A 23,638-nucleotide genomic window follows, 5' to 3' on the forward strand; every position below is an offset into this window, starting at 1 on the left:
TCCTGTCAGTCCGGCTGGGGTTCCCACGGGTTGAGCAGGGGAACGCCGCATGGCAGGAAATCCGCGACGTTGCGGGTCACGACCGTCTTGCCATGGACCAGCGCGGTCGCGGCGATGAGCGCATCGCGTTCTGAACGGGGATCGGGGACATGGAGCCGGGCGCAGCGCAGGGCCACGGACGTATCGACGGGAAAAATACGCCCTTCGAACGCTGGAAGGACATGCTGTTCCAGCCAGGTCCGCAGGATCGTGCCGGTGGCTCCGTCGCGACGCTCCACGCGCAGGATGCCGGTTTCCAGTTCCATGACGGTGATGGCGGAGAGATACAGATCGTCCGCCTCCACACTGTCGGCCCAGAGCGCCACGTTCGGGTCGGCCTTCCCGGCGCGGATTTTTCTCAGTTCTGAAACGACGTTCGTGTCCAGCAGGAACATCAGGAAAAATCGGCCGGGCGGAGCGTGATATTGGCGCGAGGCGGATCGAATGCGATGTCCGCCGCGTCCGGCATCGCCAGGGCGTCCGCAATCTTGCGCGGATGGTGCGTCAGACGGCGGTATTCCTCAATGCTGAGCAGGACATGGGCAGTCCTGCCCCTGTCGGTGATGAATACCGGTCCATCGGCTGCCGCCTTTTTGGCTCGGCTGGTATCCTGGTTAAACTCGCGGCTTGAAAGTGTGGTGATGCTCATGTCATCGCCTCCATATCATATATGTAGTCACGTTACTACATTTGGGGCGGGGAGGCCAGTAAATTCAATGCTCGTCCGTTTGGGCCATGCATAGGTATCCTGCCATGCGGGCCGCCAGCCCGGCGCAGATGCTGGCAGAAAAGGGAAATATAGGTTAAATTTGTGGTCGCATTTTCTCCCGATTAAAAACAAAACGGAAAAGTAATTAACACTGTGAATGTGATAGAAAAAATACCTACCAGCATTATTGGGTTGTTAAGTCAGATTTTCCCTGATCGTTATACTCAGGCTGAAATAGATGCGTTGTTTCTATTCTCGGGTGCTCCAGAGCCAATCCCAGACGGAAGCAAGGCGACGAAAGTTCAGGCATGGCTGAGACAGATTAATTCAAGGTGCAATGAACCGCTGAAAATTCTCGGCTCCATATTAGATGATTTTTTGGAAAAACAGTCACCTGGAAATACGTTCTGGCTGAGTTCCACTGATGACCATGTTGCGAAGCTGGCGGCAGAAAAAGATCGTATCCGCGAGACCCTGACACGCGAAGGGCTGACATATGTTCGGGGTGGCAATATCGTTAAAGGAGGTGCCGTATCGACCCTATCGCTTGATGAGAGCGTCAAGAAATATGGACTCAAATCTGTTGATATCGAGATTCAGAGGGCACTTACGCAGATCGAACAAGATCCGCATGCCGCAGCCCAATATGCCGGGAATGTTCTTGAGGCTGTGCTTAAGGCGTATCTTGATCACAAACAAAAGGCCTATAATACAACTGATACACTTGCAGAACTCTGGAAGTCGGCAGCAGACGTGATCGGACTGAGGCCAGCCGACTGGGATAATAAAGATCTGAAGAGAATTGCATCAGGTCTGTACAGTATCGTTGATGGTATCGCACATCTGCGTAATGCTAAAAGCGGTGCGCATGGAAGGTCTGAAGAACAATTGCGGAATATTACGATTAAGCCACGTCATGCAAGGCTCGCAATTCATTCAGCACATACGGTTTGTGCATATGTATTGGAACTTTTTGAGTAATTCTAAGGACGACACAAATCTGTGTTAAATATCAGCAGATAACTGTATTCCCGTAGACCCTATGTGATCGGAATAATGGCGAACTGAACCTGTGTGTTACAGGTTCGAGAACTCGTCGCTCAGAAAGCCAAGTTGCGCGTATACGTCGTTCACAGCCTTGATCACGCACATAAGTTTCTGCTGGTCTTTCTCGATATCCCGACGCGCAACAGTCGTCATGACTTCCCATTTTGCATGGATGATGACCGCATGGATGACTGGCTTGGTCAAGCTCCGACTCCCTGATGCAAGTTCTATGCACATTCCTGAAGAATTCAGGCGTTCACCGCACCATGCAAGTATTTTTTCGCTTCTGACCGACCGGGTACGATCGGGACGATAAGGTGCTTGCATCCCCTGAAATGAAGGCTGTCCGCTGTTTCTCCGAATTATCGGAGGGAGCAATGCAACAGCCAGGAACACAAATTCTCTGGGGCCAGATTGCGCTGGTCCTGTCCCTGATTGTCCTGTCCTGGTGGGCGGCGACCCAGTGGACGGCATGGGAACTGGCCTTTCAGCCTGAACTGGGGCGGCCCTGGTTCGTGCTGTTTCATCGATGGCCGGTCTATGCGCCACCACTGTTCTTCTGGTGGTGGTATGTCTTCGATGCCTATGCCCCGAACGTCTTCGCGCGCGGGGCCTGGATCGCAGGGTCCGGCGGTGTGCTGGCCTTTGCCGCCGCCGTGGCGCTGTCCGTCCATCGCGCCCGCGAGGCCAGGAAGATCGAGACCTATGGATCGGCGCGCTGGGCGGAGCCGGATGAAATCGCGAAAGCCGGCCTGCTCGACCCGGACGGGGTGGTGCTGGGTCGTTATCGCAAAACCTATCTGCGCCATGACGGGCCGGAGCATGTCCTGACCTTCGCACCGACGCGCAGCGGCAAGGGTGTCGGTATGGTCATCCCCACACTTCTGACCTGGCCCGGCTCAGCCATTGTCCATGACATCAAGGGCGAGAACTGGGAACTGACGGCCGGATTTCGCGCCCGTTTTGGTCGCGTCGTGCTGTTTGACCCAACCAATGCAGCCTCCTCAGCCTACAACCCCTTGCTGGAAATCCGGCGTGGAGAGTGGGAAGTCCGGGACGCTCAGAACGTCGCCGATATTCTGGTAGACCCGGAGGGTAGTCTGGAGAAGCGCAACCACTGGGAGAAGACCTCGCACTCCCTGCTGGTCGGCGCCATCCTGCATGTCCTCTATGCCGAGCCGGACAAGACCCTGGCCGGTGTCGCCAATTTCCTGTCAGACCCGAAGCGCCCGATCGCCACCACGCTGTCAGTAATGATGCGGACACACCATCTTGGGGAGAAGGGACCACATCCTGTTGTGGCCTCGGCCGCGCGCGAGCTGCTGAACAAATCGCCAAATGAACGCTCGGGCGTACTGTCCACCGCCATGTCCTTCCTCGGCCTGTACCGTGATCCGGTGGTGGCGGAGGTGACGCGGCGCTGCGAATGGCGCATTGCCGATATCGTTGGTGGGGATCGCCCGGTGACGCTTTACCTGACCGTGCCGCCTTCGGATATCAGCCGTACCAAACCGCTGATCCGTCTGGTGCTGAACCAGATCGGCCGTCGGCTGACGGAAGATCTCGATGCAGCGGCACAGCGCCGGCGGCTCCTGCTGATGCTCGATGAATTCCCGGCACTCGGGCGGCTGGATTTCTTTGAATCGGCGCTGGCCTTCATGGCGGGCTACCGGATCAAGAGCTTCCTGATCGCTCAGTCTCTCAACCAGATCGAGCGGGCCTACGGGCCGAACAATTCAATCCTCGACAACTGTCATGTCCGGGTGAGTTTCGCCACCAATGACGAACGCACGGCGAAACGTGTGTCGGATGCGCTCGGCACCGCCACCGAGATGAAGGCGATGAAGAACTACGCCGGGCACCGGCTGTCTCCCTGGCTGGGGCATCTGATGGTCTCGCGCTCGGAGACCGCGCGCCCGCTCCTGACAGCGGGCGAGATCATGCAGCTTTCTCCGTCCGAGGAGATTGTCATGGTCTCAGGCCTCTACCCGATCCGCGCGAAGAAGGCCCGTTATTTCGAGGATGTGCGCTTTCAGGAACGCATTCTGCCGCAGCCGAAGCCTACACGTCCCAAGGACGGCTGTCCGGATGACTGGAGCAACCACCCTCTTCCGCCCACACCGCCCACGCCGGATGCGGGAGCAGGGGCGGTAGCCATGGAGGATGAAGAGGAAGACCCGAAGCAGTCTGCCCGACGTCGCCAGCCGGAACTGGGTGAGGGAGCAGTCGAGAAGAAGGAGCCGATGGAAAATGAATTCGCACCCGATCCGACCGATGAATTCGACGACATCGCGCCCCGTAATAACCGGATGAACGATCTCATGCGCGGTGTCGCCCGACAGGCGTCACTCGACCGTGGTGATGAGCTGGAACTGTGAGGTAGGTATGGCGATGGCAAAAAAGAAAGCCCAGATTTCCGTCTATCTCGACCCTGATGTGATGAAGACCCTCTCCGCCTATGCCGCGCGACGCGGGCAGCCGATGTCCCTGATCGTGGAGGCCGCTGTCGCCTCCTTCCTCTCGCCCGACGGGGAGGAGCGCCGCGAGGCGGCGACATCGAAACGTCTCGACCGGCAGGACCGGCGTCTTGCGCGGCTGGAACGCGATATAGGAATCACGGTCGAGACGCTGGCGCTGTTCATCCGCTTCTGGCTCACCACGACGCCGCCCTTGCCTGAACCGGCCGCCAGGGCAGCACGGGCGCAGGCCGGGGCGCGTTACGATAATTTTGTCGCGGCCCTCGGTCGCAGGCTGGCCCAGGGACCGAGACTCCAGCAGGAAATTCCAGACGACGTTTCCGATCCTGCCATACAGGATGAACCGGATTCGTAATTTCCGCACCCTGCAAGTATTTTTGCCCTGCGTTTCCCTATCTACCTGGTCGCCTGTTTCTTGGCCTCATGGGCGGCGTCTTCGTAGCCTCCCTGATCTCCGGCGCGGTTCTGTATGGCCGGTTCATGAAGCGGCTGCCGTTCGGCTCGGTCCGGCGGGATCGGGCCTCGCGCCTGACATGGCTGGACCTGCATAACCTGCTGGGGGCCGCCACACTGGTCTGGGCGACGGTGGTGGGCTTTACGGGACTGGTCAACGAACTCCAGACACCGCTGTTCGGCCTGTGGCGTGTGACGGACGTGCGGCAGATTTTGCGTCCCTACGCCAACCTGCCCGTACCGTCGCAGAATCATCTGTCTTCCGTGCAGGCCGCATTCGACACGGCGGCCAAAGCAGCTCCCGGTAACGAGGTGACGGGCCTGTCCTTCCCCGGTGCGTCCTTCGGCAGCCCGGTGCATTACGTGCTGTGGACACGAGGCGCGACACCGTTGCGCGCCCGCCTGTTTACCCCGGTTCTGGTCGATGCCCGCACGGGGGAGCTGACTGGAGCGTATCCGATGCCCTGGTATCTGCGCTTCCTCGAAATCTCCCGCCCGCTGCATTTTGGCGATTATGGCGGTATGCCGCTGCGTATCCTGTGGGCGCTGCTCGATATCGTTGCGATCGGAGTGCTGGTCAGCGGTCTGGTGCTGTGGGCGGGTAAGCGGAAGATCGCCACCGATGCCCGGCTGCGGGCACTGGGGTATGATCTGGATGATGCGCCTGTTTCTGCCCTGACAGGGGAGAGCGCGCGATGAACGCCTTACGACCCGAAACGCCCCAATCATCCTTTGCAGCATCTCCGTCGCGTGCTCCGGTTGCTGTCTGGCCGTGGCCGATCGCATTGGGTCTGCTTACCACTTTCGGCCTGCTCTCTGCTCTGCTGGGCCAGCACGGCATCTGGTTGCTCCTGTCGTGGGCGGCTCTTTCCATCCCCCTCATTGTGACTGTCGTCTGCCTGATCCGGGCATGGAGCCGACCGTCTTCCAAAGGAGGTCTCTCATGACCGATCTTGCTCCTATCTCCTTTTCTCCGTGGGAGATGTTCCTCAATGCTGGCCCGGTTGTTCGCTGCGTGATGATCCTGCTGGCTGTGGCCTCTTTGCTGACCTGGACGATCTTCATCGCCAAATCGGTCGAACTGCTGCGCGTGCGGGTAAAGCTGACCAAAGCAGAGAAAGCACTGGAAGAGGCGAACACACTGGATCTGGGGGAAGAGTGGACACGCGGCTCGTCCTCCATTGCCCACACGCTGGTCATGGCCGCCGAGACCGAACGCAAGCGCTCAGCCGACATTCCCGATGACAGCGAGGGCCTGAAGGAGCGTGTTGTCCTGCATCTCGAACGGCTGGAAGCCGCCGAAGGCCGCAGGCTCATGCGTGGCACGGGCGTGCTGGCGACCATTGGCGCGACCTCGCCCTTCATCGGTCTGTTCGGCACGGTCTGGGGCATCATGACCTCGTTCACCGGCATCGCGGCCAGCAAGGCGACCAGTCTTGCCGTCGTGGCTCCCGGCATCGCCGAGGCCCTGCTGGCGACAGCCCTCGGTCTGGTGGCCGCCATCCCGGCGGTGGTGATCTACAACCATCTCGCCCGCCAGACGGCTTCCTGCCGCGCGCAGGTGGCTGATCTGACCGCGCTGGTCATGCGACTGGTCTCGCGTGATCTCGGGCGCATGCAGGCCCTGACCGCCAGCGGACAGGTGGTGCGACTTGGCGCATCGCGCGACAGCCGCTCGGTTGCCGGGGAGTAAGCGGCATGATCCGCATCCGTCATACTGATGAGAACCCACATGAGGCGAGCGAGATCAACGTCACGCCGTTCATCGACGTGATGCTGGTGCTGCTGGTGATCTTCATGGTCACGGCTCCGCTGACCACGGTGAACGTGCCGGTGGACCTGCCGTCCTCGACCGAAAAGCCCACACCGCGTCCGGATGATCCGGTATTTCTCACCGTTAAGGCCGATCATGGTCTGGCTCTGGGCGAGGATGACATCAGTACCGACGCGCTTCCCGGCGCGCTGGAAAGTGCGACCAAGGGCAACAAGGACGAACGCATTTTCCTGCGCGCCGACAAGACGGTCGATTACGGCACGTTGATGGGCGTGATGGATAAGCTGCGCACCGCCGGATACCTCAAGGTCGCACTGGTCAACCTGCAGGGACAGGAAGAAGGCAGTGAAGCCGGCTCCACGCCTGTACCGTCCGGCAACGCTGCTGCGCCAGCATCTGGAAAAACACCGTGAGCGGCACCGCGGACATGGTGCCGGGGCAGGGTTAGGCTGTCGAAAGCTCCTCCATGTCCTTTGCCGACTGGCAGCGCGGGCAGTTGCGGCAGTCCCGGCGTGAGGACGCACTGCGCTGGAGCCTGTCCTTCCTCGCCGTGCTGGCGGTTAGTGGCGGGGCGGTCTGGTGGATCAAGCGCCTGCCGCCACCGGTTATGGCCGTGCCTGAACCGCCCCCGGCTGCGATCGCCATCGATATGGCCCCGGAACCGGTCTCCACACCGACCCCGCCCACCGATCTGCCGCCAGGACCGCAGCAGACCCAGTCCATTCCGGATCCGGCCCCGGTCGAACCGCCCAAGATCACGGCGCCACCTTCACCTGCGCCCAATCCGCCAATCCCGGTGCCCAAGCCCGAAAAGCCAAAGAAGCTGGTAAAGAAACATAAGCCGGTGCCGATGCTCAAAAAGCCGATCCCGGACAAGACGCCACCGGCCGAGGCGACGACGGCACCGCCTTCTTCGGAAGCGCCGCCCGCGCCCACACAGGCAGCACCTGCACCGGGTGCATCGTCCTCAAAAGCCTCGCACGATCCGGTGACCTGGCAGGGGGCTTTGCTGGCGCAGCTTGAAAAGTTCAAGCGCTATCCGTCCGACGCCATGGCCGATCATCAGGAAGGGGTGCCAACGGTGACCTTCTCCATGGACCGCAAGGGTCATGTGCTTTCGGTGACACTCGCCAGCTCTTCCGGCCATCCGCTGCTGGATCAGGAAGCCATTGCTCTACCCAAACGTGCTCAGCCGCTGCCCATCCCGCCGGACAGTGTCGCGGGTGATCCCATCACCCTGACCGTGCCCGTCGAGTTTTACATCCACGCTGGCGGAAACTGATATTTTTTCCGTTCTGGCTCCCATTCCCTTTCTCTGATCGTGACAGGATCAAACCCGTGCTCGCCTTCTCCGAACATCGCCGTTCTTCACCGTCCCTGAATGAAATTCGCCCCGGCATGGGCGCCAGCCGCAGCGCCGTGCGCAGCCTGGAAGAACGGAGCGAGGAGGTCGGCATCAAAATGACCGATCTGCGGCGCATCCTGTTTCATGGCATTCTGGAAGCCGGGCCACGTGCGACGGCGGTGGAAATCTGGAAAACGCTCGGCCGGATCATGGAGCAGGGACACGTTCCCTCACAGGGGTCGATCCAGCGCAATCTGAATCTGTTTCTGGAGCGGGGCATCCTGCGCCGTGATGTCACGCCCGACCGGCAATGGCTCTACAGTGTGGCTCCGGAGCCGAGGGCAGCGCTCGCGATTACCTTTGTGGAGGCGGGGACGGGACGGAAGATCGCCTGTCACGCACCGGAAGTGGCGACCCTGCTGCGCCGGGTGGCCGCCGAGCATGGACTGGCTGTGCAGGGTGCGGCCATCACGGTCACGTCGTCAGCCGGGTAGGATTTGAAAGCCCGCTGAAGAAGGCGAATATTTTTTCGTGCTCCTTTGAAAAAACACCCGCATCGATCGTCTTATAGAGTGAGCCCTCCCGCAGGGACGGGACATCTTCCTTGAAATTCATCGCCTGGTTCGTCCATCGCCCGGTGGCGACAACGCTGCTGCTGCTTTCCGCCGTGCTGTCCGGGCTGATGGCGCTGCCCCGTCTGCCGGTTTCCGACCTGCCCGATGTGGACCTGCCGGTGATCTCGGTTTCCGCCTCCAACGCCGGTGGATCGCCCGAGGTCATGGCCCGCACGGTGGCCGCCCCGCTGGAACGGCATCTGGGCAATATCGCGGGTGTGACACAGATGCAGTCCACCTCCACGCGGGGCGAGACCACCATCTCGCTGGGGTTTGAACTGGGCCGTGATCTCAACGGCGCGGCGCGGGACGTGGAAGCGGCGATCCGGGCCGCGCGGCACGATCTGCCAACGACGCCGGGATCGGACCCGAGCTATCATCGCGCCAATCCCAACGCGACGCCGGTGCTGATCCTTGCAGTGACACCGGGCATGCAACCCATGTCCCACCTGTATGACCTGGTGAACACCACCCTGCGGCCGATGCTGCTGCAGGTGCCGGGTGTGGGCGATGTGACGCTCATGGGCAGTTCCGCGCCCGCCGTGCGGGTGGAGATGAACCCGCTGCTGTTCTTCAAATACGGCATGGGGTTCGAAAACCTGCGCGCAGCGCTGGCTTCGGCCAATGCGCATACACCGAAAGGTGTGATCGATACGGCTGGTCAGCGCTACCAGCTTTCCGTCAACGATCAGGCCGAGCACGCCGATGCCTATCGCAATATGGTCATCGCCTACAAGAACGGACGACCCATCCTCCTGCGTGACGTGGCGACCGTCACGGACAGCATGCAGGACGTGAACGCCGCCGCGTTCTTTGACGGCAAACCGGCTCTGACCCTGATGGTGCGCGCCCAGCCGGGAGCCAATCTGGTCGGCATTGTCGATGCGGTGAAGGCCCGCCTCCCACAGTTGCGGACACTGATGCCACCCGGCGCGGATATCGCCGTGGCGCGGGATGGCTCGGCGGTGATCCGGTCCTCCCTGCACCATACGCTGGTGACGTTGCTGGCGGCCTGCATTCTGGCGCTGGTCGTGGTCTGGGTGTTCCTGCGCTCATGGACCGCCTCCATCGCAGCGGCGATCATCGTGCCGTGCTGCCTGATCGCCAGCCTCGGGCCGATGCATCTGGCGGGGTTCGGGCTCGACAATCTCTCGCTCATGGCGCTGACGGTGGTGACGGGTCTGGTGGTGGATGACGCCATTGTGGTGATCGAGAACATCATCCGCATGCGTGAGCGCGGTCTGTCCGTTGACGAGGCCGCCATTGCCGGGGCCAGCGAGGTGGCCTTTACGCTGCTGTCCATCACCGTCTCGGTGCTGGCGGTGTTCCTGCCGATCGGGCTGGCGTCTGGGCTGACGGGACGGCTGTTCCGGGAGTTTGCCGGGACGGTGGGGGTCGCCGTGACGGTGTCGCTGGTCCTGTCCTGCGTGGTCACACCGTGTCTGACGGCGCTGTGCATGCGCTTTGCCGAAAACAGAACCGCCGTGCATCCAGAAGTGGATGTCGCAGATTTTCTGGATCATGAAAAACACAGCGGCAGTCTGTATCGTCGCACGTTGGGAGTCTGCCTGACCCACCCCGGCAAGACGGCACTGCTGCTGCCGCTGACCCTGCTGGCGACCGGTTTTCTGTTTCTGCGTATGCCAAAGGTCGTGTTCCCGCGTCAGGATATCGGCATTGTCTCGGGCGGGTCGCGCGGCAGCGGCAGTTCTCTGGCCCAGACAAAAGAGCGGCTGGGGCGGTTCAGCAGGGTGCTGCTGGAGGATCCCGCCGTCAGCCACGTCATCGCCTATCTCGATACCGGCGAAGGCTCCAGCCACGGCATGGTGTTCGCAACCCTGCGCAACCTGTCCACCGGGCGGGCCTCGGGAACAGACGTGGCCGCCCGCGTCGTGGCCCGGATGGGGAAAGACATTCACGCCGAATATCACGCGCAGGCGCCCGGCAACATCATGATGCGGGTCGGCTCGAACAGCAGCGGAATCAGCTACATCCTGCGCAGCGAAGATGACCGGCTGCTGGAACCGGCAACACGGAAACTGGCAAAAGCCCTACGCCACCATCCGGAGTTCACGGATGTGGATCCCGATGTCGATCCACCGGGACAGGGCATCACGCTGGCGATCGACCGCGATACTGCCGCCCGTGTCGGGGTCACGCCACAGGTGATCGGCAACACCCTCTCCGACGCGCTGGGCCAGACCACGGCCTCGGTCGTCTACACGACACACGGGCAATACAACGTGGTGCTGACGGTGGAAAACCGTTTCCAGCGCGATCCGGAGATCCTGAAACAGTTCTGGATCAGCCCCTCGGGCGGCTCCGCCTCGGGCAGTTCGGCGTCGAACACCATCCGGGTGGTGACATCGGCGACAGCCAGCACCACGGCGTCGACTAGTGCGACGGCGTTTCGGAACCAGATCGCCAATTCGCTGGCGGGCGGAGCCAACACTTCCACGGGTTCGGCTGTGGCGACCGGGGCGGAAACTCTGGTGCCATTGTCGGTGGTCGCCCGGATTACCCCCAGTCTCGACCCGGTGGCGGTCACCCATATCGGTTACGCCAGTTCCGCCTCGCTGGCGCTGGAGCTGGCGTCCGGGGTTAGCCTGTCACAGGCGCAGGCGATCATCGATCAGGAGTGGCGCAATCTTCATCTCCCGGAGACCATCAACGGTGAACTGCAGAGTGATGAAGGAGACGTCGGCAAAAGCACCCATGACAGCGAGATTCTGATCGTCGCTGCTGTGCTGGCCGTCTATCTGACACTGGGCATGCTGTATGAAAGCGTGTGGCACCCGCTGACCATTCTCTCCACCATCCCCTCGGCCGGGATCGGGGCTGTCATGGCGCTCGACCTGTTCGGGCTGCCGTTCTCGGGCATGGCGGTGATCGCCATGCTGCTGCTCACCGGCATCTCGCTGAAGAACGCCATCCTGCTGGTGGATTTCGCCATCCATGCCGAGCGCGAACGCGGCATGACGCCACGGGACGCCATCCGCGAGGCCTGTCTGCTGCGGCTGCGGCCCATCGTCATGACCACCTTTGCTGCCGCTCTTGGCGCGCTGCCGCTGGTGCTGATGGGGGGCTACGGCATGGAACTGCGCCAGCCTCTAGGCATCGCGCTGATCGGTGGCCTGCTCGTCAGTCAGGCCCAGACCATGTTCACCACGCCCGCGCTTTATCTGTTGGTAGAAAAGGCGGCGGCTTTCCTCTCCTTCATCCGAACAAAGCGCCCGGCGCGAAAATATCCATAGCGGCTTAATCGACTGAGGTTGGTGACGTGACACGGCTTGTCGCGAGAGCTGCAGAGATTTTGAGGTCGATCCCTTTGACCGCACGCTGGATAGGCTCCTTCTTGAGGTGGGCGTAACGTGCGGTCGATTTAAGATCGCGATGGCCCAGAAGTTTTCCGATCATGATTAGATCCTCGCCGAGTTCAAGCGCGTCGGATGCAAAGGAATGACGAAGATCGTGAATGCGGACGTCCTCCAACCCGGCTTCCTTCCGGATGCGTCGCCACGGCTTCTCCAGATCGGTCAGATGACCACCGTCCTTCCGTCCAGTGATGACATACGGATTGCCCGCGATCATGGGGATGCTCTTCAGCAGGCCCACCGCGCTCTCGCCCAACTGCACGGTGCGAGCGCCATTTTTGCTGTCGGGAAGCCTGATTACTCCTTCGTCCAGAAAGACATATTCCCATTTCAGACGCTGGATCTCTCGAAGACGGCAACCAGTTAAAAGCAGGAGTTGAAAGGCATTGACGGCTTCCGGCATCGTGGACCTGGCATCGTCGAGTGCTTTGCCGAGGCGCTGATGTTCTTCTGCTGCGAGGTAACGCTCGCGCTTCTGCTCCTTATAGCGTTTCACGCCCCTGCATGGATTGACGTTGTCTGTCCGTACACCCCAGAGAATTGCCAGAGAGAACATTTTCGACAGCACCCCCAGAGTCCGGTTGGCCTGATACGGGATATGCCGATAGGTGTGGTGGAATGTGACGACATCAGAATGCGTGACAGCGGCCATCTTCCGGCTGCCAATTTTTTTCGTAATGAACAGGTCAATCGCGCGTTGATATTCGGCTTGTGTGGTTGATTTCAGATGCGTCTTCACATGCCGTTCAATGAAAATCTTGCAGAACTGGCTGACAGTGGGGGAGGTCCGCTCTTCGCCGCGTTCGGTATTTGGATCGTTACCGTCTTTCACACGGGCGAGGATTTTGATTGCTTCGTCGCGTGCTTTGTCTGCCGTCCAGGGACCGTGATGGCCGATCGTATAACGACGGAACCGGCTATTGGATCGATAATGAACCACGTAGCTCATCCGGCCCGAAGGCCAGACCCGCAAGGCGAAGCCGGCGACCTGATCGTCCCAGACGATGTAGTCCTTTTCGGCAGGCTGGAGGACGGCGATTATGCGCTTTGATATCCGGGGCATGGCTTCCTCCACAGGATGCATATAGGATGCAAATGGGATTGAAACGTCAGCGTGAGTAAGCGTAGGCAGAAGAGCCAAAATGAACGACTTATTCAATTAAAATAATAGGATAGTAGTGGTTCTTCGGGATGCGTCGGGGAATTTCGTGGTGGGGCGTAGTTCTTACCTACAAACTCATAACCTGAAGGCCGCAGGTTCAAATCCTGCCCCCGCAACCACGCATATCCGTCTGAAAAGACACGATAAACCCGCCCTCAACAGGCGGGTTTTTTTGTGGCTATCGAACAGCGCAAGAAAAACGGAAAATCATCCCAGTCTCTTCAGCTAGATCACCGTGAAAAAAATTCTAAACGCAAGGAGGGCAGACATTTGTGAAAAATAGGATTCGTCATAAAAGAAATCTATGGACATCAAATGGCTTGAAGATTTCGTGACGTTATCGCGTTTGCAGAGTTTTTCGCGTGCTGCAGAAGAACGGCATGTGACGCAATCTGCTTTTAGCCGTCGCATTCAGGCTCTGGAAACATGGGTGGGGGTGCCGTTACTCGATCGCAGCCGTTTTCCTACGACTTTAACGCCAGAGGGGCGTCGCTTCAGGGAAACGGCGGAAGAAATTCTGCGTAATCTTCTGCAAAGTCGCGCAGCACTGACGGTATCATCCCCGGGTGATCTTCCTTGCATCGCTGTGGCAGCGTTGCATACTTTATCTGTCACTTTTTTCCCCCAATGGCTTTCCCGTATGGAAAAAGCCGCTGGAATGTGTGGCAGTCGTTTATTGCCCGATGATTTTCATAACTGCATGGCCGCTATAGTTGATGGTTCTTATGATTTTTTCCTGACTTTTTATCATGAAGCTGTTCCACTGTTGCTCCACCCCAGCCAATTCCCCCATTGTGTTCTAGGGCAGGATTCTCTGGTTCCTGTTGGGCATTCTTTACATCAGGCGCATTCAGGCTCCTCCTATCCTTTGCTGATGTACAGTTCCAACTCTTTTCTCGGTCAGGTTTGCCAGTGCCCGCAAGCGCAGGCGGTACTGCCATATGGTGCTGATACTGTTCGACACGTAAATGAAAATGCCATGGCAGAAGGTCTTAGGCAGATGGTTCTGGCTGGCCACGGATGTGCATGGTTACCCAGAAGTCTGATTGAAAAAGACCTCGAAACCAACAGAATGGTTGTAATGGGACAAGAAATTCCCTTGGAAATCAGACTGTACCGCAAGGCTGAACATACGCGTCCCATTGTTGAGCAGGTCTGGCAGGCTTCTCAGCAAATAGCGTTATGCAAATGAGGAATAACCTAGACTAACGCAGCATTGGACGGGTTGTTATGGCTCTCCTATTCAGGAGCGAGTGTTGTCGGAGGCAGGGGGGGGACGAGCGTGCGGTGCAAAGCAAAAGCTGTCTTGCCCCGCTGAGTGCTCGCTTTGTTTGTTAACTGCTTTGCAAAGTTGGGTCGAAGCAGACCGAATAAGTTCGTCGGTCGTTCTGGCTGAGGATATGACTGCTGGCTGTATTGTAATGCAGGAAAATGCAGGCCGAGCCCATGGCACCGACATCCCTGACAAAGATCATGACGACCTAACGTGGTCTTTGATCCGCCTGAGCAAAGTAAGACGAGGCTGGATCGGCCCCTCACTGTCATGCCGTTTGCGTGGAAGAGATGGCGTGGCGTTGGAAGAAGTAAAACATGTCGATTATTTTTCTCAATGGTGCATATGTTCGTGCCGAGGATGCGCACATTTCTCCCTTTGATCGTGGCTTCACATTCGGGGAAGGTGTTTATGAAGTCTGTATTGCTGTAAACGGAAATTTTGTGGATGCGCCAGCACACCTTGCGCGTCTGGATCGTTCTTTGGCCGCATGTGGAATTGCTGCACCGCCCGAAAGGGCGGAACTGCACAGCATCATGAAAGAGCTGTTGCAAAAAAATGATGTTCTTACGGGTCTAGTTTACCTTCAGGTAACATCGGGCGTGTCCCCTCGCAATTTCACGGCCTGTCCTGAAGGACGATCTACGCTGATGATGCTTGCGCAGGCGTCGGACTTTGAACAGACCCCTGCGTTCAGGGACGGTATTCATGTCCAGTTGCAGGAAGACATCCGCTGGTTGCACCGGGATATTAAAACAACCATGCTGCTGCCCCAAGTGATGGCTAAGCGCAACGCACTGGCCAACGGTGTATCTGATACCCTGTTCTATGATGCACTGGGCATTACCGAAGGGGCATCGTCAAACCTGTTTCTGGTGGACGGGCATGGCACTCTTGTGACCCGGCCTTTGTCTAACCTGCTGCTGGCGGGGTGCACGCGTGAGCGTATTCTGGAACTAGCACAAGGGGCGGGTTTTTTAATTGATGAACGTCCGCTTCAGCGGGCTGAACTTGCGACTGCCGCAGAATGTTTTGTGACCAGTGCTACTTATCTGGTCACGCCGGTTCTGAGTGTTGATGGTCGTGCGATTGCGGATGGCAAGGCAGGACCGGTTACACGCAGGCTTCAGCACTTGTATTGTGCTTACATTGCTGGTGAAGGTCGCGCCTGCGCAGATATGTAAAGTCTGGAAAACAGCGCATCTCGACGGAAAAGCGAGATGTGCATAAAATAATATGAGCATGTTGATGAAGAGGGCTCATATATGTCGCGCGAGAATCTGAATGACTTAGTCTCGTTTCTGGCTGTGGCGCGGGAGAAGAGCTTTACGCGGGCGGCTGCAAAACTTGGGGTCTCGCAGTCGGCCCTGAGCCATACGGTCCGGTTGCTGGAGGAGCGTCTTGGCCTGCGGTTGCTGACACGGACAACACGTAACGTGACCCCCACGAACGCAGGTGAATACCTTATCCGCAATCTTGGCCCGCATTTTGACCAGATCGAAACCAAGATTGCCTCTCTGGGCGAGTTGCGTGATCAACCGAGCGGTATGATCCGTATTACGGCAACGGATGATATTATTGCCTATGTTCTGCGGCCAAAAATTGAACAATTCCTGAAAAAATACCCCGATGTCAAAATCGAGATTAATGCCGATCTCAAGCTTGTGGATATTGTGGCCGAGCGTTTTGATGCCGGGATCAGGCTGGGGGAACAGGTTACAAAAGAAATGACCTCGGTGCCGCTAACACCAGATATCCGTTTTGTGGTTGTGGGGACAAAATCCTATTTCAGAAAGAACCCTAAACCCAAAGTGCCGCATGATCTGCTAAAACATCAATGCATTACAATGCGCCTGCCAACATATGGTGGGATTTATGCCTGGGAGTTTGAAAAAAACGGCCGGGATATTCGGGTGCGTGTTGATGGCCCCCTTATATTCAACAGCATTTTTCCCGTGCGGGATGCCTGTCTGGATGGATTGGGGCTTGCACATATGCCTGAAATGGTTGCGGAAAAATACATTGCCGAAGGCCATCTGGTACAAGTGCTGGAAGACTGGTGCCCCTACTGGACAGGCTACCATCTCTGCTTCCCGCATCATCACCAGAACACCATGCCTTTTTCACTTTTTGTTGAAGAGATGCGGCATAAAGCCAGCACCTCTGGGCATTCATGAGCAAAATGGAAGACCATCAGTGATAATAGGGGGCTAATCAGACGCGCAGGGAAGACCTAAGTAAAGCATCAGTCAGTTTGACAGATAAAACAGGCGAACCAACACCATGAAAGCGGTTTATCCTATTGTATGTGCGGTTTTCATGTTCGTAACGGGGCAGGCTCTTGCCGCGCCCACGTTGGAACAGGCGGTTCATTCTGCCACGCGGGATGCGCGGTTTGTGGCGCGTGACCCTATCCGCCATCCTGTGGAAGAATTGCAGTTTTTTGGTCTGCGGCCGGATGCCAGCGTGATTGAAATCTGGCCCGGTGGTGGGTACTGGACGCAAATCCTTGGTCCGTATCTGCACGACAAGGGGCGCTACACTCTGGCGCTGGGGCCAGAGGATGGGGCCGGGTCAGCCTTCACTAAAATGCAGGCAGCACACCCTGAACTTAAGGGAACATTCAGAACAACGCAGTTTGATGGCGAACATCTTGATTTTGCCCCGCCCGAAAGTGCCGATTTTGTTCTGACATTCCGTAACCTGCACAACTGGATGGAAGCCGGGAATGTGGCGCAGATGCTTGCCGCCATTCACCGGGTGTTAAAACCCGGTGGGATTTTGGGGGTTGAAGATCACAGAGGCCACACAAATACCCCGCAGGACCCGCGCGCGGAGGATGGGTATGTCCGTCAGGCATATGCGATCTCGCTAATTGAAAAAGCCGGGTTCAGGCTGGTTGGCACATCGGAAATCAACGCTAATCCGCGTGATACGGCCAACTGGCCCAAAGGGGTGTGGACATTGCCGCCCACCTTCGCCTTGGGGGACAAGGACCGCGCCAAATATGCAGCGATTGGCGAAGGCGATAATTTTGTCCTCAAGTTCGAGAAAATTGACCGTTAACACTACGGAGACTGATCATGACAAACACCATTGCCAACAAGATCATTGTTATCACCGGTGCCAGCAGTGGTCTGGGGGCGGAAGCTGCACGGCATCTGGCCGAGCAAGGGGCAACAGTTGTGCTGGGCGCGCGGCGTGAGGAGCGGATCAAGGCACTTGCCGCAGATGTTACCGCCAAAGGTGGAAAGGCGCTGGCGATTGAGACAGATGTGACGGATCGCGCCTCTGTGCAGAATCTTGTTGATACGGCGGTCAAGACCTATGGCCGGGTTGATGTGCTGCTCAACAATGCAGGGGTTATGCCGCTCTCTCCACTTGAAAAGCTGCGTGTGGATGAATGGGACCTGATGATTGATGTGAATATCAAAGGTGTTCTGTACGGCATTGCCGCCGCCCTTCCGCACATGAAGGCACAGAAGAGCGGGCATATTATTAACGTCTCTTCTGTTGCAGGGCATCATGTGCTGGAAAGCAGTGCTGTTTATTCTGCCACAAAATTTGCCGTGCGTGCGCTATCTGAAGGATTGCGGGCGGAAGTGAAGCCCTACAACATGCGTACAACGGTTATTTCGCCCGGGGCTGTTCAGTCGGAACTGCTTAATGGCGTTCATGATAAGGCAACTGCCGAACAGCTCCAGAGCTTTGTGCCGGGCATTGCCATTAGTGCCAGCTCGTTTGCCCGGTGTGTGGCGTTTGCGATCAGCCAGCCTGAAGATGTGGATATTAACGAAATTCTCTTCCGCCCTACCCAACAGCGGATCTGAGGTAGAACGGCTTATTCACCGTCCTGCATTGGAAAAAAGCCATGGAGCAGACTGCTTCATGGCTTTTTCTATGTTCAGAATTTTAAAGGTGCTGATAATAAAAGCAGTTTTATCTGTGCCCCTTGGTCAGTTCATCTGCCAGTGTCTGCTCATCATACACATGCCGCAGGGCGGCAATGATCGCGCTGGTGTCGGTTGAAACAGCGCGGTTGGAGGTGATGTCGTAATACAGATCACCTGCAAGGCTGGGTAGATTGCCATCAAAAATCAATCCAACGGCATGGCCTTCCCTGTTCAGCACTGGCGAGCCGGAGTTGCCGCCGACAATGTCGTTTGTGGAAACAAAATCCAGATGTGTGGAGAGGTTAAGTCTGCCTTTTGCGTCCAGCCACCGTTGGGGCAGGTTGAACGGTGCGCTGCCAGTGGCATGGCGGTACATGCCTGCAAAATCGGTAAAGGCGGGAATGGTCTTCCCGTTTTGAGTCCAGCCTCGCACCGTGCCGTAGGATAAGCGGGGTGAGAATGTTGCATCCGGATACAATGCATCAAGCCGCCCTTCCGCTTTTGCCTGTGCAAAACGAGCGCGGGCAATTGCCCCTTCGGCTTTGTGCAGGGGAGCAGAAACCTCATCGCGCATGAGATCGCGCAGGGTGACCAGAGACGGGTGAAGGCGGCGTGCAAAGACGATCATCGGGTCGGATGATGCGTTGATGGCATCTTGTCCGCCTTTCCAGAGTGCAAGACGCACGGCAGGGTCAGCCAGCTTTGTTTCATGCACAAGCCGGGCGGCAAGAGCGTCCGGGCTCTCATGCCCCAGTGTCATCTGCACCAGCGGGTCATCCGCGCCCATAAGCTGGCGCAGTGTTGTCAGGCTCAGGGCAAGAGATGTGGTTTCCAATTCGGGGTAAACGGGGGTTTTTGCACCCAGTGCGGCCTCGATCTCGCCGAGTTGTGCATCATGATACCCCGCATTGCGTTTGGCATCGGGTTTGCTGCGTTCGGCGGCACCGTTCACCAGTGTCATGGCCTCACCGGCTAGCCCGTCCAGTGCCATGCGTAGGGCAATATTCTGCGTGAATAACTTGCGCTGGGTGGCAATGGCTTTGTTGACCGTTGCAAATGGTGTTCCAAACTCCTGCCTGCGCGCGGGGGCGGCATCAATCCATGCCTGTAGTGCGGTATCTTCCTTTGCGCGGCGTTCTACAATGTCGCTTGTACGCAGGGCAGATTGTGTGCCGGAATAGGATTTCAGGCTGTTTTGCACACTAAAGAGTTCATCCTCAGCCTGTTTTTCGCGCTCGGCACTTTCGCGCGCATATTGCCACAACATCCCTTCGCGCACGCTGAGCAGCGCGATGACTGTGGGGTTGATAACATCGCGCTGGAAGGCGAGTGCCGCTGCTGGCAAGCCACGCTCCGTCCGGCCCGGATTGCCGGATGTAAAGACAAGTTCGTGCTCGCTTGGGCCGTTGATGTCGAACTGAAGGTAAGGCGTGTGAACAGGCTTGCCGTTTTCGTAAACACGCAGCATGGAGAGATCAATATCGTAACGGGGATAACTGAAGTTATCCGGGTCGCCACCAAAAAAGGCAATGCCCTGTTCGGGCGCCATGACAATGCGCACATCCTGATAACGGCGATACCGGTAGAGAGCGGTTTGCCCACCATGGTAAAGTGATACCATATCGCACCGCCAATGTGCGGCATCGCCTTGCAGGCAGTCTTTTGTCAGGCGGCTTTCAATAGCCTGCATGGCGGCAGAGTAAGCGCTGGCATTCTTGCCTTTGGTTTCCGCCTCGACCTGGGTGGAAACATCCGAGATGGAATCCAGCCGGTCCAGCTCCATGCCTGGGCATTGCCGCTCTTCTGCGAGGGATTTGGTATAAAAACCATCCCGGAAGTAATCGTGCGCTTTGTCCGAGAGGGCCGCAAGGCAGGAATTGGCGCAATGGTGGTTTGTCATCACCAGCCCATCAGCGGATACGAACGAGGCGGAACATCCTTCCGCCAGCCGGGCAGAGGACTGGATGACATGCCTGATCCATTCCGGCGTTGGCGTAAAATGGTAGGCAGACTGCATGGCCGCAATCGGCAGGTGGTCAAAGGTCCACATGCCTTCTTCCGCCCGCCCGGTGTTTGGCCCGGCAAGTGCTGTGGAGACAAGGGCCAGAAACGCTGTCCGGGAAAGGTATTTGCCAAAAAAGCGTTTCATGGCGGATGGGCCTCCAATTGTTATACTGTAACCTTTATGGTTCTTGTGTAGCAGCTTTGTTTTCCAAAGAAAATGCGCGTCTTTTTTGGGGAGGGATCCATACATGGCCGGGTTCGTTGCTGTTTTAAAAACCTGCTTCCCCCATAAAAAGAGCAATGGTTTTGCGGTAGATACGTAGGAGTGTGGATAACGGGCGTCCTTGGATGCAGGCTACCCCCGTGCTCCGCTGTGAGAGGCCGCGGATATGGCCGTAACATGGGCTGGTACTGGCACCAGAAAAGGAGAGTCAGGGTAAAATGTTGCAGCCGCACCAATTTTGAAGCGGCCCTGAATTGGTTCTGATATGAGAACATTTTTTGATTGCAACGAATGAGCGTTTGTGGTGAGTATCGGTAATACGGTTTTTGCAATTCGTATTACTGGAGTCCTCCCCCATGCGCTTCTCATCGCTTTTTCGCAAAGGCCTGCTTGCCAGTGTTTGTGCCGCGGTCTCTCTTTCCTCGGCGTCTGCTGCGTCGTTGAAGATTGGCTATAGTGACTGGCCGGGCTGGGTTGCGTGGCAGGTTGCCATTGATAAAGGCTGGTTGAAGGAGGCGCAGGTTGATGCCGACTTCCAGTGGTTTGACTACAGTGCTTCGCTCGATGCGTTTGCCGCACATAAGCTGGATGCCGTTATGGCAACCAATGGGGATGCGCTGGTAACCGGGGCCAATGGCCACAAGGGGGAAATGATCCTTGTGACCGATTATTCCGATGGGAATGATATGGTCGTGGCGCAGCCCGGTATTAAGGACATGCAGGGCCTCAAGGGTAAATCCGTTGCGGTGGAAGAGGGGCTGGTGGACCACCTGCTTCTGCTCAAGGGGCTGGAAAAATCGGGCATGAGCGAAAAAGACGTCAAGCTCGTGAACACAAAAACGAACGAAACACCTCAGGTTCTGGCCTCGGGGCAGGTTGCGGCCATTGCAGCATGGCAGCCTAACTCCGGTCAGGCGTTGCATGCGGTGCCCGGAGCGCGGCCGGTGTTTACCTCGCATGAAGTACCGGGCCTGATTTACGATACCATTGCGGTCGATCCGCAGTCCCTGCACGATAATCATGACCAGTGGCAGCGTCTGGTTGGGGTGTGGGACCGTGTTGTTACCTATATTCAGGACCCCAAAACACAGCCGGATGCCCTGCGCATTATGGCGGCACGTACGGGTGTGACCCCGGAGGCTTACAAGCGCTTCCTCAAGGGCACGCATCTGCTAAGCCTTGCTGACGGGAAAGGCGTTTTTGTAAAAAAGGAAGGGCTTGGCTCTTTGTACGGATCGACCGAAATTTCGGATGCTTTTAATGTTCAGCAGGGTGTTTACAAATCACCCCAGAACATTGACAGCTATATTGATCCGTCCTTTACGGCATCTGTTAAGTAACGGCAAAGGGCAGGAGCACATTATGCAGGGCTTCCTTGCCTCATGGAGGCTATACGGCCGGACAGACCGGATGTTGCGGAATATATTCGGTATTCTGGCGGTGCTCCTGCCTTTGCTCCTTTGGAGCGCGGTTAGTTATCTGCCTTTTGTCTGGCATCCCCAGGTTCTGATTACCGACCCCGGAGGGGAGGAGTATCTGGAAACGGGGATGCGGATGAACCGCGCGGATTTTGCCCGTGCGGTTACGGAAATGCAGGAGCAGCACCAGCCTGTTCCGCAGGGTATTCCAAGTAACCCTGTTTACCTGCCATCTCCGGGGGATGTGCTGAGCGCGTTTGTGCACGCCTTTACGTCATCTGCCCCTGTTGGGGCTGAACATTCCATTACGCAGGCTTTTGCACACAGTATTCGGATTATCTTCTGGGGGTTTGTTATTTCTTCCGTCATGGGGGTGCCTCTGGGCATTATGTGCGGCTCCATTCCGGCTGTTGCGCGGCTTGTTGAACCCTCGGTCGATTTTTTCCGCTATCTGCCGGCTCCGGCTTTTGGAGCACTCGCAGTGGCCATTCTGGGTATTTATGATGCCCCCAAGATTGCCATTATTGTTATAGGGACCCTGTTCCAGCAAATACTTGTTATTGCCAATACCACGCGCAAACTCGATTTTTCTCTGGTGGAGGCATCCCGCACTTTGGGTGCAAAAGGTCTGCGGCTGCTTTTCCGGGTGGTTATTCCGGGTATTCTGCCCGACCTGTACAGGGACCAGCGTATTCTGCTTGGTTGGGCCTGGACTTACCTGATTGTGGCAGAACTGATTGGCACATCGTCGGGGATTACCTGGTTTATTACACAGCAGGCCCGTTACCAGCATTTTGACAACGTTTTTGCCGCCATGGCGCTGATCGGCATTGTCGGGCTGGGCACGGATATGGTCCTTGGCGTTGTTGGCCGCAAACTGTTTACGTGGAAAAGGGAGAATGGCTGATGGTTGACCATGTAGAGCATACGCTCCCTGACTATCGTATTCTGCCACCAGATGTGGCCGCACGTATGGAGCAGATCAAAAAGCGCGACTATGTTCTGGAAATTGAGCGTGTTACCAAGGTTTTTACACAAAAGCGTAACCGGACCGTAGCTCTGGATTCCATAGAGTTTGGTGTGCACCGGCGCGAACTGGTGTGTGTGGTTGGGCCTTCGGGGTGTGGCAAATCCACCCTGATCCGTATTCTCGCCGGACTGGAGGATGCCACTGAAGGGCGTATTCTCATGGACGGCAAGCCGGTCCGTGGTCCGGGGTCCGACCGGGGTATGGTCTTTCAGAAATACACGCTGTTCCCTTGGCTGGATGTTTGCCGCAACGTCATGTTCGGGATTGAGATGGGGGGCGTGGACCGGCTGGAAGCCCAGCGTCAGGCCATGCAGTGGCTCCAGATGATCGGGCTGGAACAGTTTGCGACCGCGTATCCGCACCAGCTTTCTGGTGGAATGCAGCAGCGTGTTGCCATTGCGCGTGCCCTTGCCGCATCCCCCCGCGTGCTGCTGATGGATGAATCCTTTAGCGCGCTGGATGCCCAGACACGCACAAAAATGCAGAACTACCTGATGGAGATCTGGCGCAAGATCGACATTACCATAGTCTTTATAACGCATGATCTGGACGAGGCCATTTATCTGGCTGACCGTATTCTGGTGCTTAAACCCCATCCCGGGCAGGTGGAGGAAGTGATTGAAGTACCGCTCTCCCGCCCCCGTCGTGCGGAACAGATGACATCGGCCGAGTTTCTGGCAACAAAGGCGCATCTGGAGGGGCTTATCCGTTCCTTTGGCACATCGGATGACATGGAGGAGGAGGAGGTAACAATTGATCTGCCGCTTCTCACCCTTGTAACAGACCAGGTCGAGTAGGGAATA

The 23,638-nt window shown here is 57.4% G+C and carries 23 protein-coding genes; 18 read left to right on the top strand and 5 right to left on the bottom strand.

Annotation, left to right across the window (positions count from 1 at the left end):
• Positions 1–5 precede the first annotated feature (5 nt).
• Complete coding sequence (locus tag GOB83_RS11740; RefSeq protein ID WP_019092489.1) at positions 6–434, bottom strand: type II toxin-antitoxin system VapC family toxin; 429 nt, start codon at positions 432–434, stop codon at positions 6–8.
• Positions 434–688 carry a type II toxin-antitoxin system Phd/YefM family antitoxin gene (locus tag GOB83_RS11745; protein ID WP_165926197.1) on the bottom strand — a complete coding sequence of 85 codons (255 nt, stop codon included), beginning with the start codon at positions 686–688 and terminating at the stop codon, positions 434–436. Before GOB83_RS11745 ends, GOB83_RS11740 begins: the two co-directional genes overlap by 1 nt.
• A gap of 213 nt (positions 689–901) precedes the next feature.
• Here GOB83_RS11745 and GOB83_RS11750 point away from each other — a divergent pair, with 213 nt between their 5' ends.
• Positions 902–1,729, top strand: coding sequence for an abortive infection family protein (locus GOB83_RS11750; RefSeq protein WP_165926198.1), 828 nt, complete (start codon positions 902–904; stop codon positions 1,727–1,729).
• A 96-nt stretch (positions 1,730–1,825) separates the two neighbouring features.
• On the opposite strand, the gene GOB83_RS11755 is transcribed toward GOB83_RS11750, so the two are convergent.
• Positions 1,826–1,999: a hypothetical protein gene (locus GOB83_RS11755; RefSeq protein WP_165926199.1), complete on the bottom strand. Its 174-nt coding sequence runs from the start codon at positions 1,997–1,999 to the stop codon at positions 1,826–1,828.
• Positions 2,000–2,172: 173 nt separating this feature from the next.
• On the opposite strand from GOB83_RS11755, the gene GOB83_RS11760 reads away from it, so the two are divergent.
• From GOB83_RS11760 to GOB83_RS11795, 9 genes are all read left to right on the top strand, one after another.
• Positions 2,173–4,173, top strand: a complete 2,001-nt coding sequence (locus tag GOB83_RS11760; protein ID WP_165926200.1) for a conjugal transfer protein TraG — start codon at positions 2,173–2,175, stop codon at positions 4,171–4,173.
• A 7-nt stretch (positions 4,174–4,180) separates the two neighbouring features.
• A complete protein-coding gene (locus tag GOB83_RS11765; protein WP_165926201.1) occupies positions 4,181–4,627 on the top strand; it encodes a ribbon-helix-helix protein, CopG family in 447 nt (148 codons plus the stop codon).
• A complete protein-coding gene (locus tag GOB83_RS11770; protein ID WP_338420632.1) occupies positions 4,627–5,424 on the top strand; it encodes a PepSY-associated TM helix domain-containing protein in 798 nt (265 codons plus the stop codon). Before GOB83_RS11765 ends, GOB83_RS11770 begins: the two co-directional genes overlap by 1 nt.
• The gene (locus GOB83_RS15290; protein ID WP_373321604.1) at positions 5,421–5,672 is read left to right on the top strand and encodes a hypothetical protein; all 252 of its coding nucleotides are present in this window, start codon (positions 5,421–5,423) and stop codon (positions 5,670–5,672) included. The genes GOB83_RS11770 and GOB83_RS15290 overlap by 4 nt, the downstream gene beginning before the upstream one ends.
• Complete coding sequence (gene exbB, locus GOB83_RS11775; RefSeq protein ID WP_165926222.1) at positions 5,669–6,418, top strand: tonB-system energizer ExbB; 750 nt, start codon at positions 5,669–5,671, stop codon at positions 6,416–6,418. The genes GOB83_RS15290 and exbB overlap by 4 nt, the downstream gene beginning before the upstream one ends.
• 5 nt (positions 6,419–6,423) lie before the next feature.
• Positions 6,424–6,912, top strand: a complete 489-nt coding sequence (gene exbD, locus GOB83_RS11780; protein ID WP_165926203.1) for a TonB system transport protein ExbD — start codon at positions 6,424–6,426, stop codon at positions 6,910–6,912.
• A gap of 53 nt (positions 6,913–6,965) precedes the next feature.
• Positions 6,966–7,781, top strand: a complete 816-nt coding sequence (locus tag GOB83_RS11785) for an energy transducer TonB family protein (protein WP_165926204.1) — start codon at positions 6,966–6,968, stop codon at positions 7,779–7,781.
• Positions 7,782–7,837: 56 nt separating this feature from the next.
• Positions 7,838–8,338 (top strand): Fur family transcriptional regulator, encoded by a 501-nt coding sequence (locus GOB83_RS11790; RefSeq protein WP_086640265.1) that lies wholly within the window; start codon positions 7,838–7,840, stop codon positions 8,336–8,338.
• A 110-nt stretch (positions 8,339–8,448) separates the two neighbouring features.
• Positions 8,449–11,712: an efflux RND transporter permease subunit gene (locus GOB83_RS11795; RefSeq protein ID WP_165926205.1), complete on the top strand. Its 3,264-nt coding sequence runs from the start codon at positions 8,449–8,451 to the stop codon at positions 11,710–11,712.
• Positions 11,713–11,716: 4 nt separating this feature from the next.
• On the opposite strand, the gene GOB83_RS11800 is transcribed toward GOB83_RS11795, so the two are convergent.
• The gene (locus GOB83_RS11800; protein WP_165926206.1) at positions 11,717–12,895 is read right to left on the bottom strand and encodes a site-specific integrase; all 1,179 of its coding nucleotides are present in this window, start codon (positions 12,893–12,895) and stop codon (positions 11,717–11,719) included.
• A gap of 403 nt (positions 12,896–13,298) precedes the next feature.
• On the opposite strand from GOB83_RS11800, the gene GOB83_RS11805 reads away from it, so the two are divergent.
• The 5 genes from GOB83_RS11805 to GOB83_RS11825 all read left to right on the top strand — a co-directional run bounded on the left by GOB83_RS11805 (position 13,299) and on the right by GOB83_RS11825 (position 18,097).
• Positions 13,299–14,186 carry a LysR family transcriptional regulator gene (locus tag GOB83_RS11805; protein ID WP_165926207.1) on the top strand — a complete coding sequence of 296 codons (888 nt, stop codon included), beginning with the start codon at positions 13,299–13,301 and terminating at the stop codon, positions 14,184–14,186.
• Between the two features lie 398 nt (positions 14,187–14,584).
• A complete protein-coding gene (locus GOB83_RS11810; RefSeq protein WP_165926208.1) occupies positions 14,585–15,451 on the top strand; it encodes an aminotransferase class IV in 867 nt (288 codons plus the stop codon).
• A gap of 81 nt (positions 15,452–15,532) precedes the next feature.
• Entirely contained in the window at positions 15,533–16,444 is a 912-nt protein-coding gene (locus GOB83_RS11815) for a LysR family transcriptional regulator (protein ID WP_095350248.1), read from the top strand.
• Between the two features lie 106 nt (positions 16,445–16,550).
• Positions 16,551–17,333, top strand: a complete 783-nt coding sequence (locus tag GOB83_RS11820; RefSeq protein ID WP_165926209.1) for a class I SAM-dependent methyltransferase — start codon at positions 16,551–16,553, stop codon at positions 17,331–17,333.
• A gap of 17 nt (positions 17,334–17,350) precedes the next feature.
• A complete protein-coding gene (locus GOB83_RS11825; RefSeq protein ID WP_165926210.1) occupies positions 17,351–18,097 on the top strand; it encodes an SDR family oxidoreductase in 747 nt (248 codons plus the stop codon).
• A 109-nt stretch (positions 18,098–18,206) separates the two neighbouring features.
• Here GOB83_RS11825 and GOB83_RS11830 read toward each other — a convergent pair whose 3' ends face one another.
• The gene (locus GOB83_RS11830; protein WP_165926211.1) at positions 18,207–20,309 is read right to left on the bottom strand and encodes a S46 family peptidase; all 2,103 of its coding nucleotides are present in this window, start codon (positions 20,307–20,309) and stop codon (positions 18,207–18,209) included.
• Positions 20,310–20,743: 434 nt separating this feature from the next.
• Here GOB83_RS11830 and GOB83_RS11835 point away from each other — a divergent pair, with 434 nt between their 5' ends.
• From GOB83_RS11835 to GOB83_RS11845, 3 genes are read left to right on the top strand one after another with little or no spacing between them, the layout of a single operon-like run.
• Positions 20,744–21,727: an ABC transporter substrate-binding protein gene (locus GOB83_RS11835; RefSeq protein ID WP_095350252.1), complete on the top strand. Its 984-nt coding sequence runs from the start codon at positions 20,744–20,746 to the stop codon at positions 21,725–21,727.
• Positions 21,728–21,749: 22 nt separating this feature from the next.
• Complete coding sequence (locus GOB83_RS11840; protein ID WP_095350253.1) at positions 21,750–22,712, top strand: ABC transporter permease; 963 nt, start codon at positions 21,750–21,752, stop codon at positions 22,710–22,712.
• On the top strand, positions 22,712–23,632 hold the full coding sequence (locus GOB83_RS11845) for an ABC transporter ATP-binding protein (RefSeq protein ID WP_165926212.1): 921 nt from the start codon (positions 22,712–22,714) through the stop codon (positions 23,630–23,632). Before GOB83_RS11840 ends, GOB83_RS11845 begins: the two co-directional genes overlap by 1 nt.
• The last annotated feature ends 6 nt before the right edge of the window (positions 23,633–23,638 follow it).

This window comes from Acetobacter fabarum (genome assembly GCF_011516925.1).
Classification (GTDB): Bacteria; Pseudomonadota; Alphaproteobacteria; order Acetobacterales; family Acetobacteraceae; genus Acetobacter; species Acetobacter fabarum.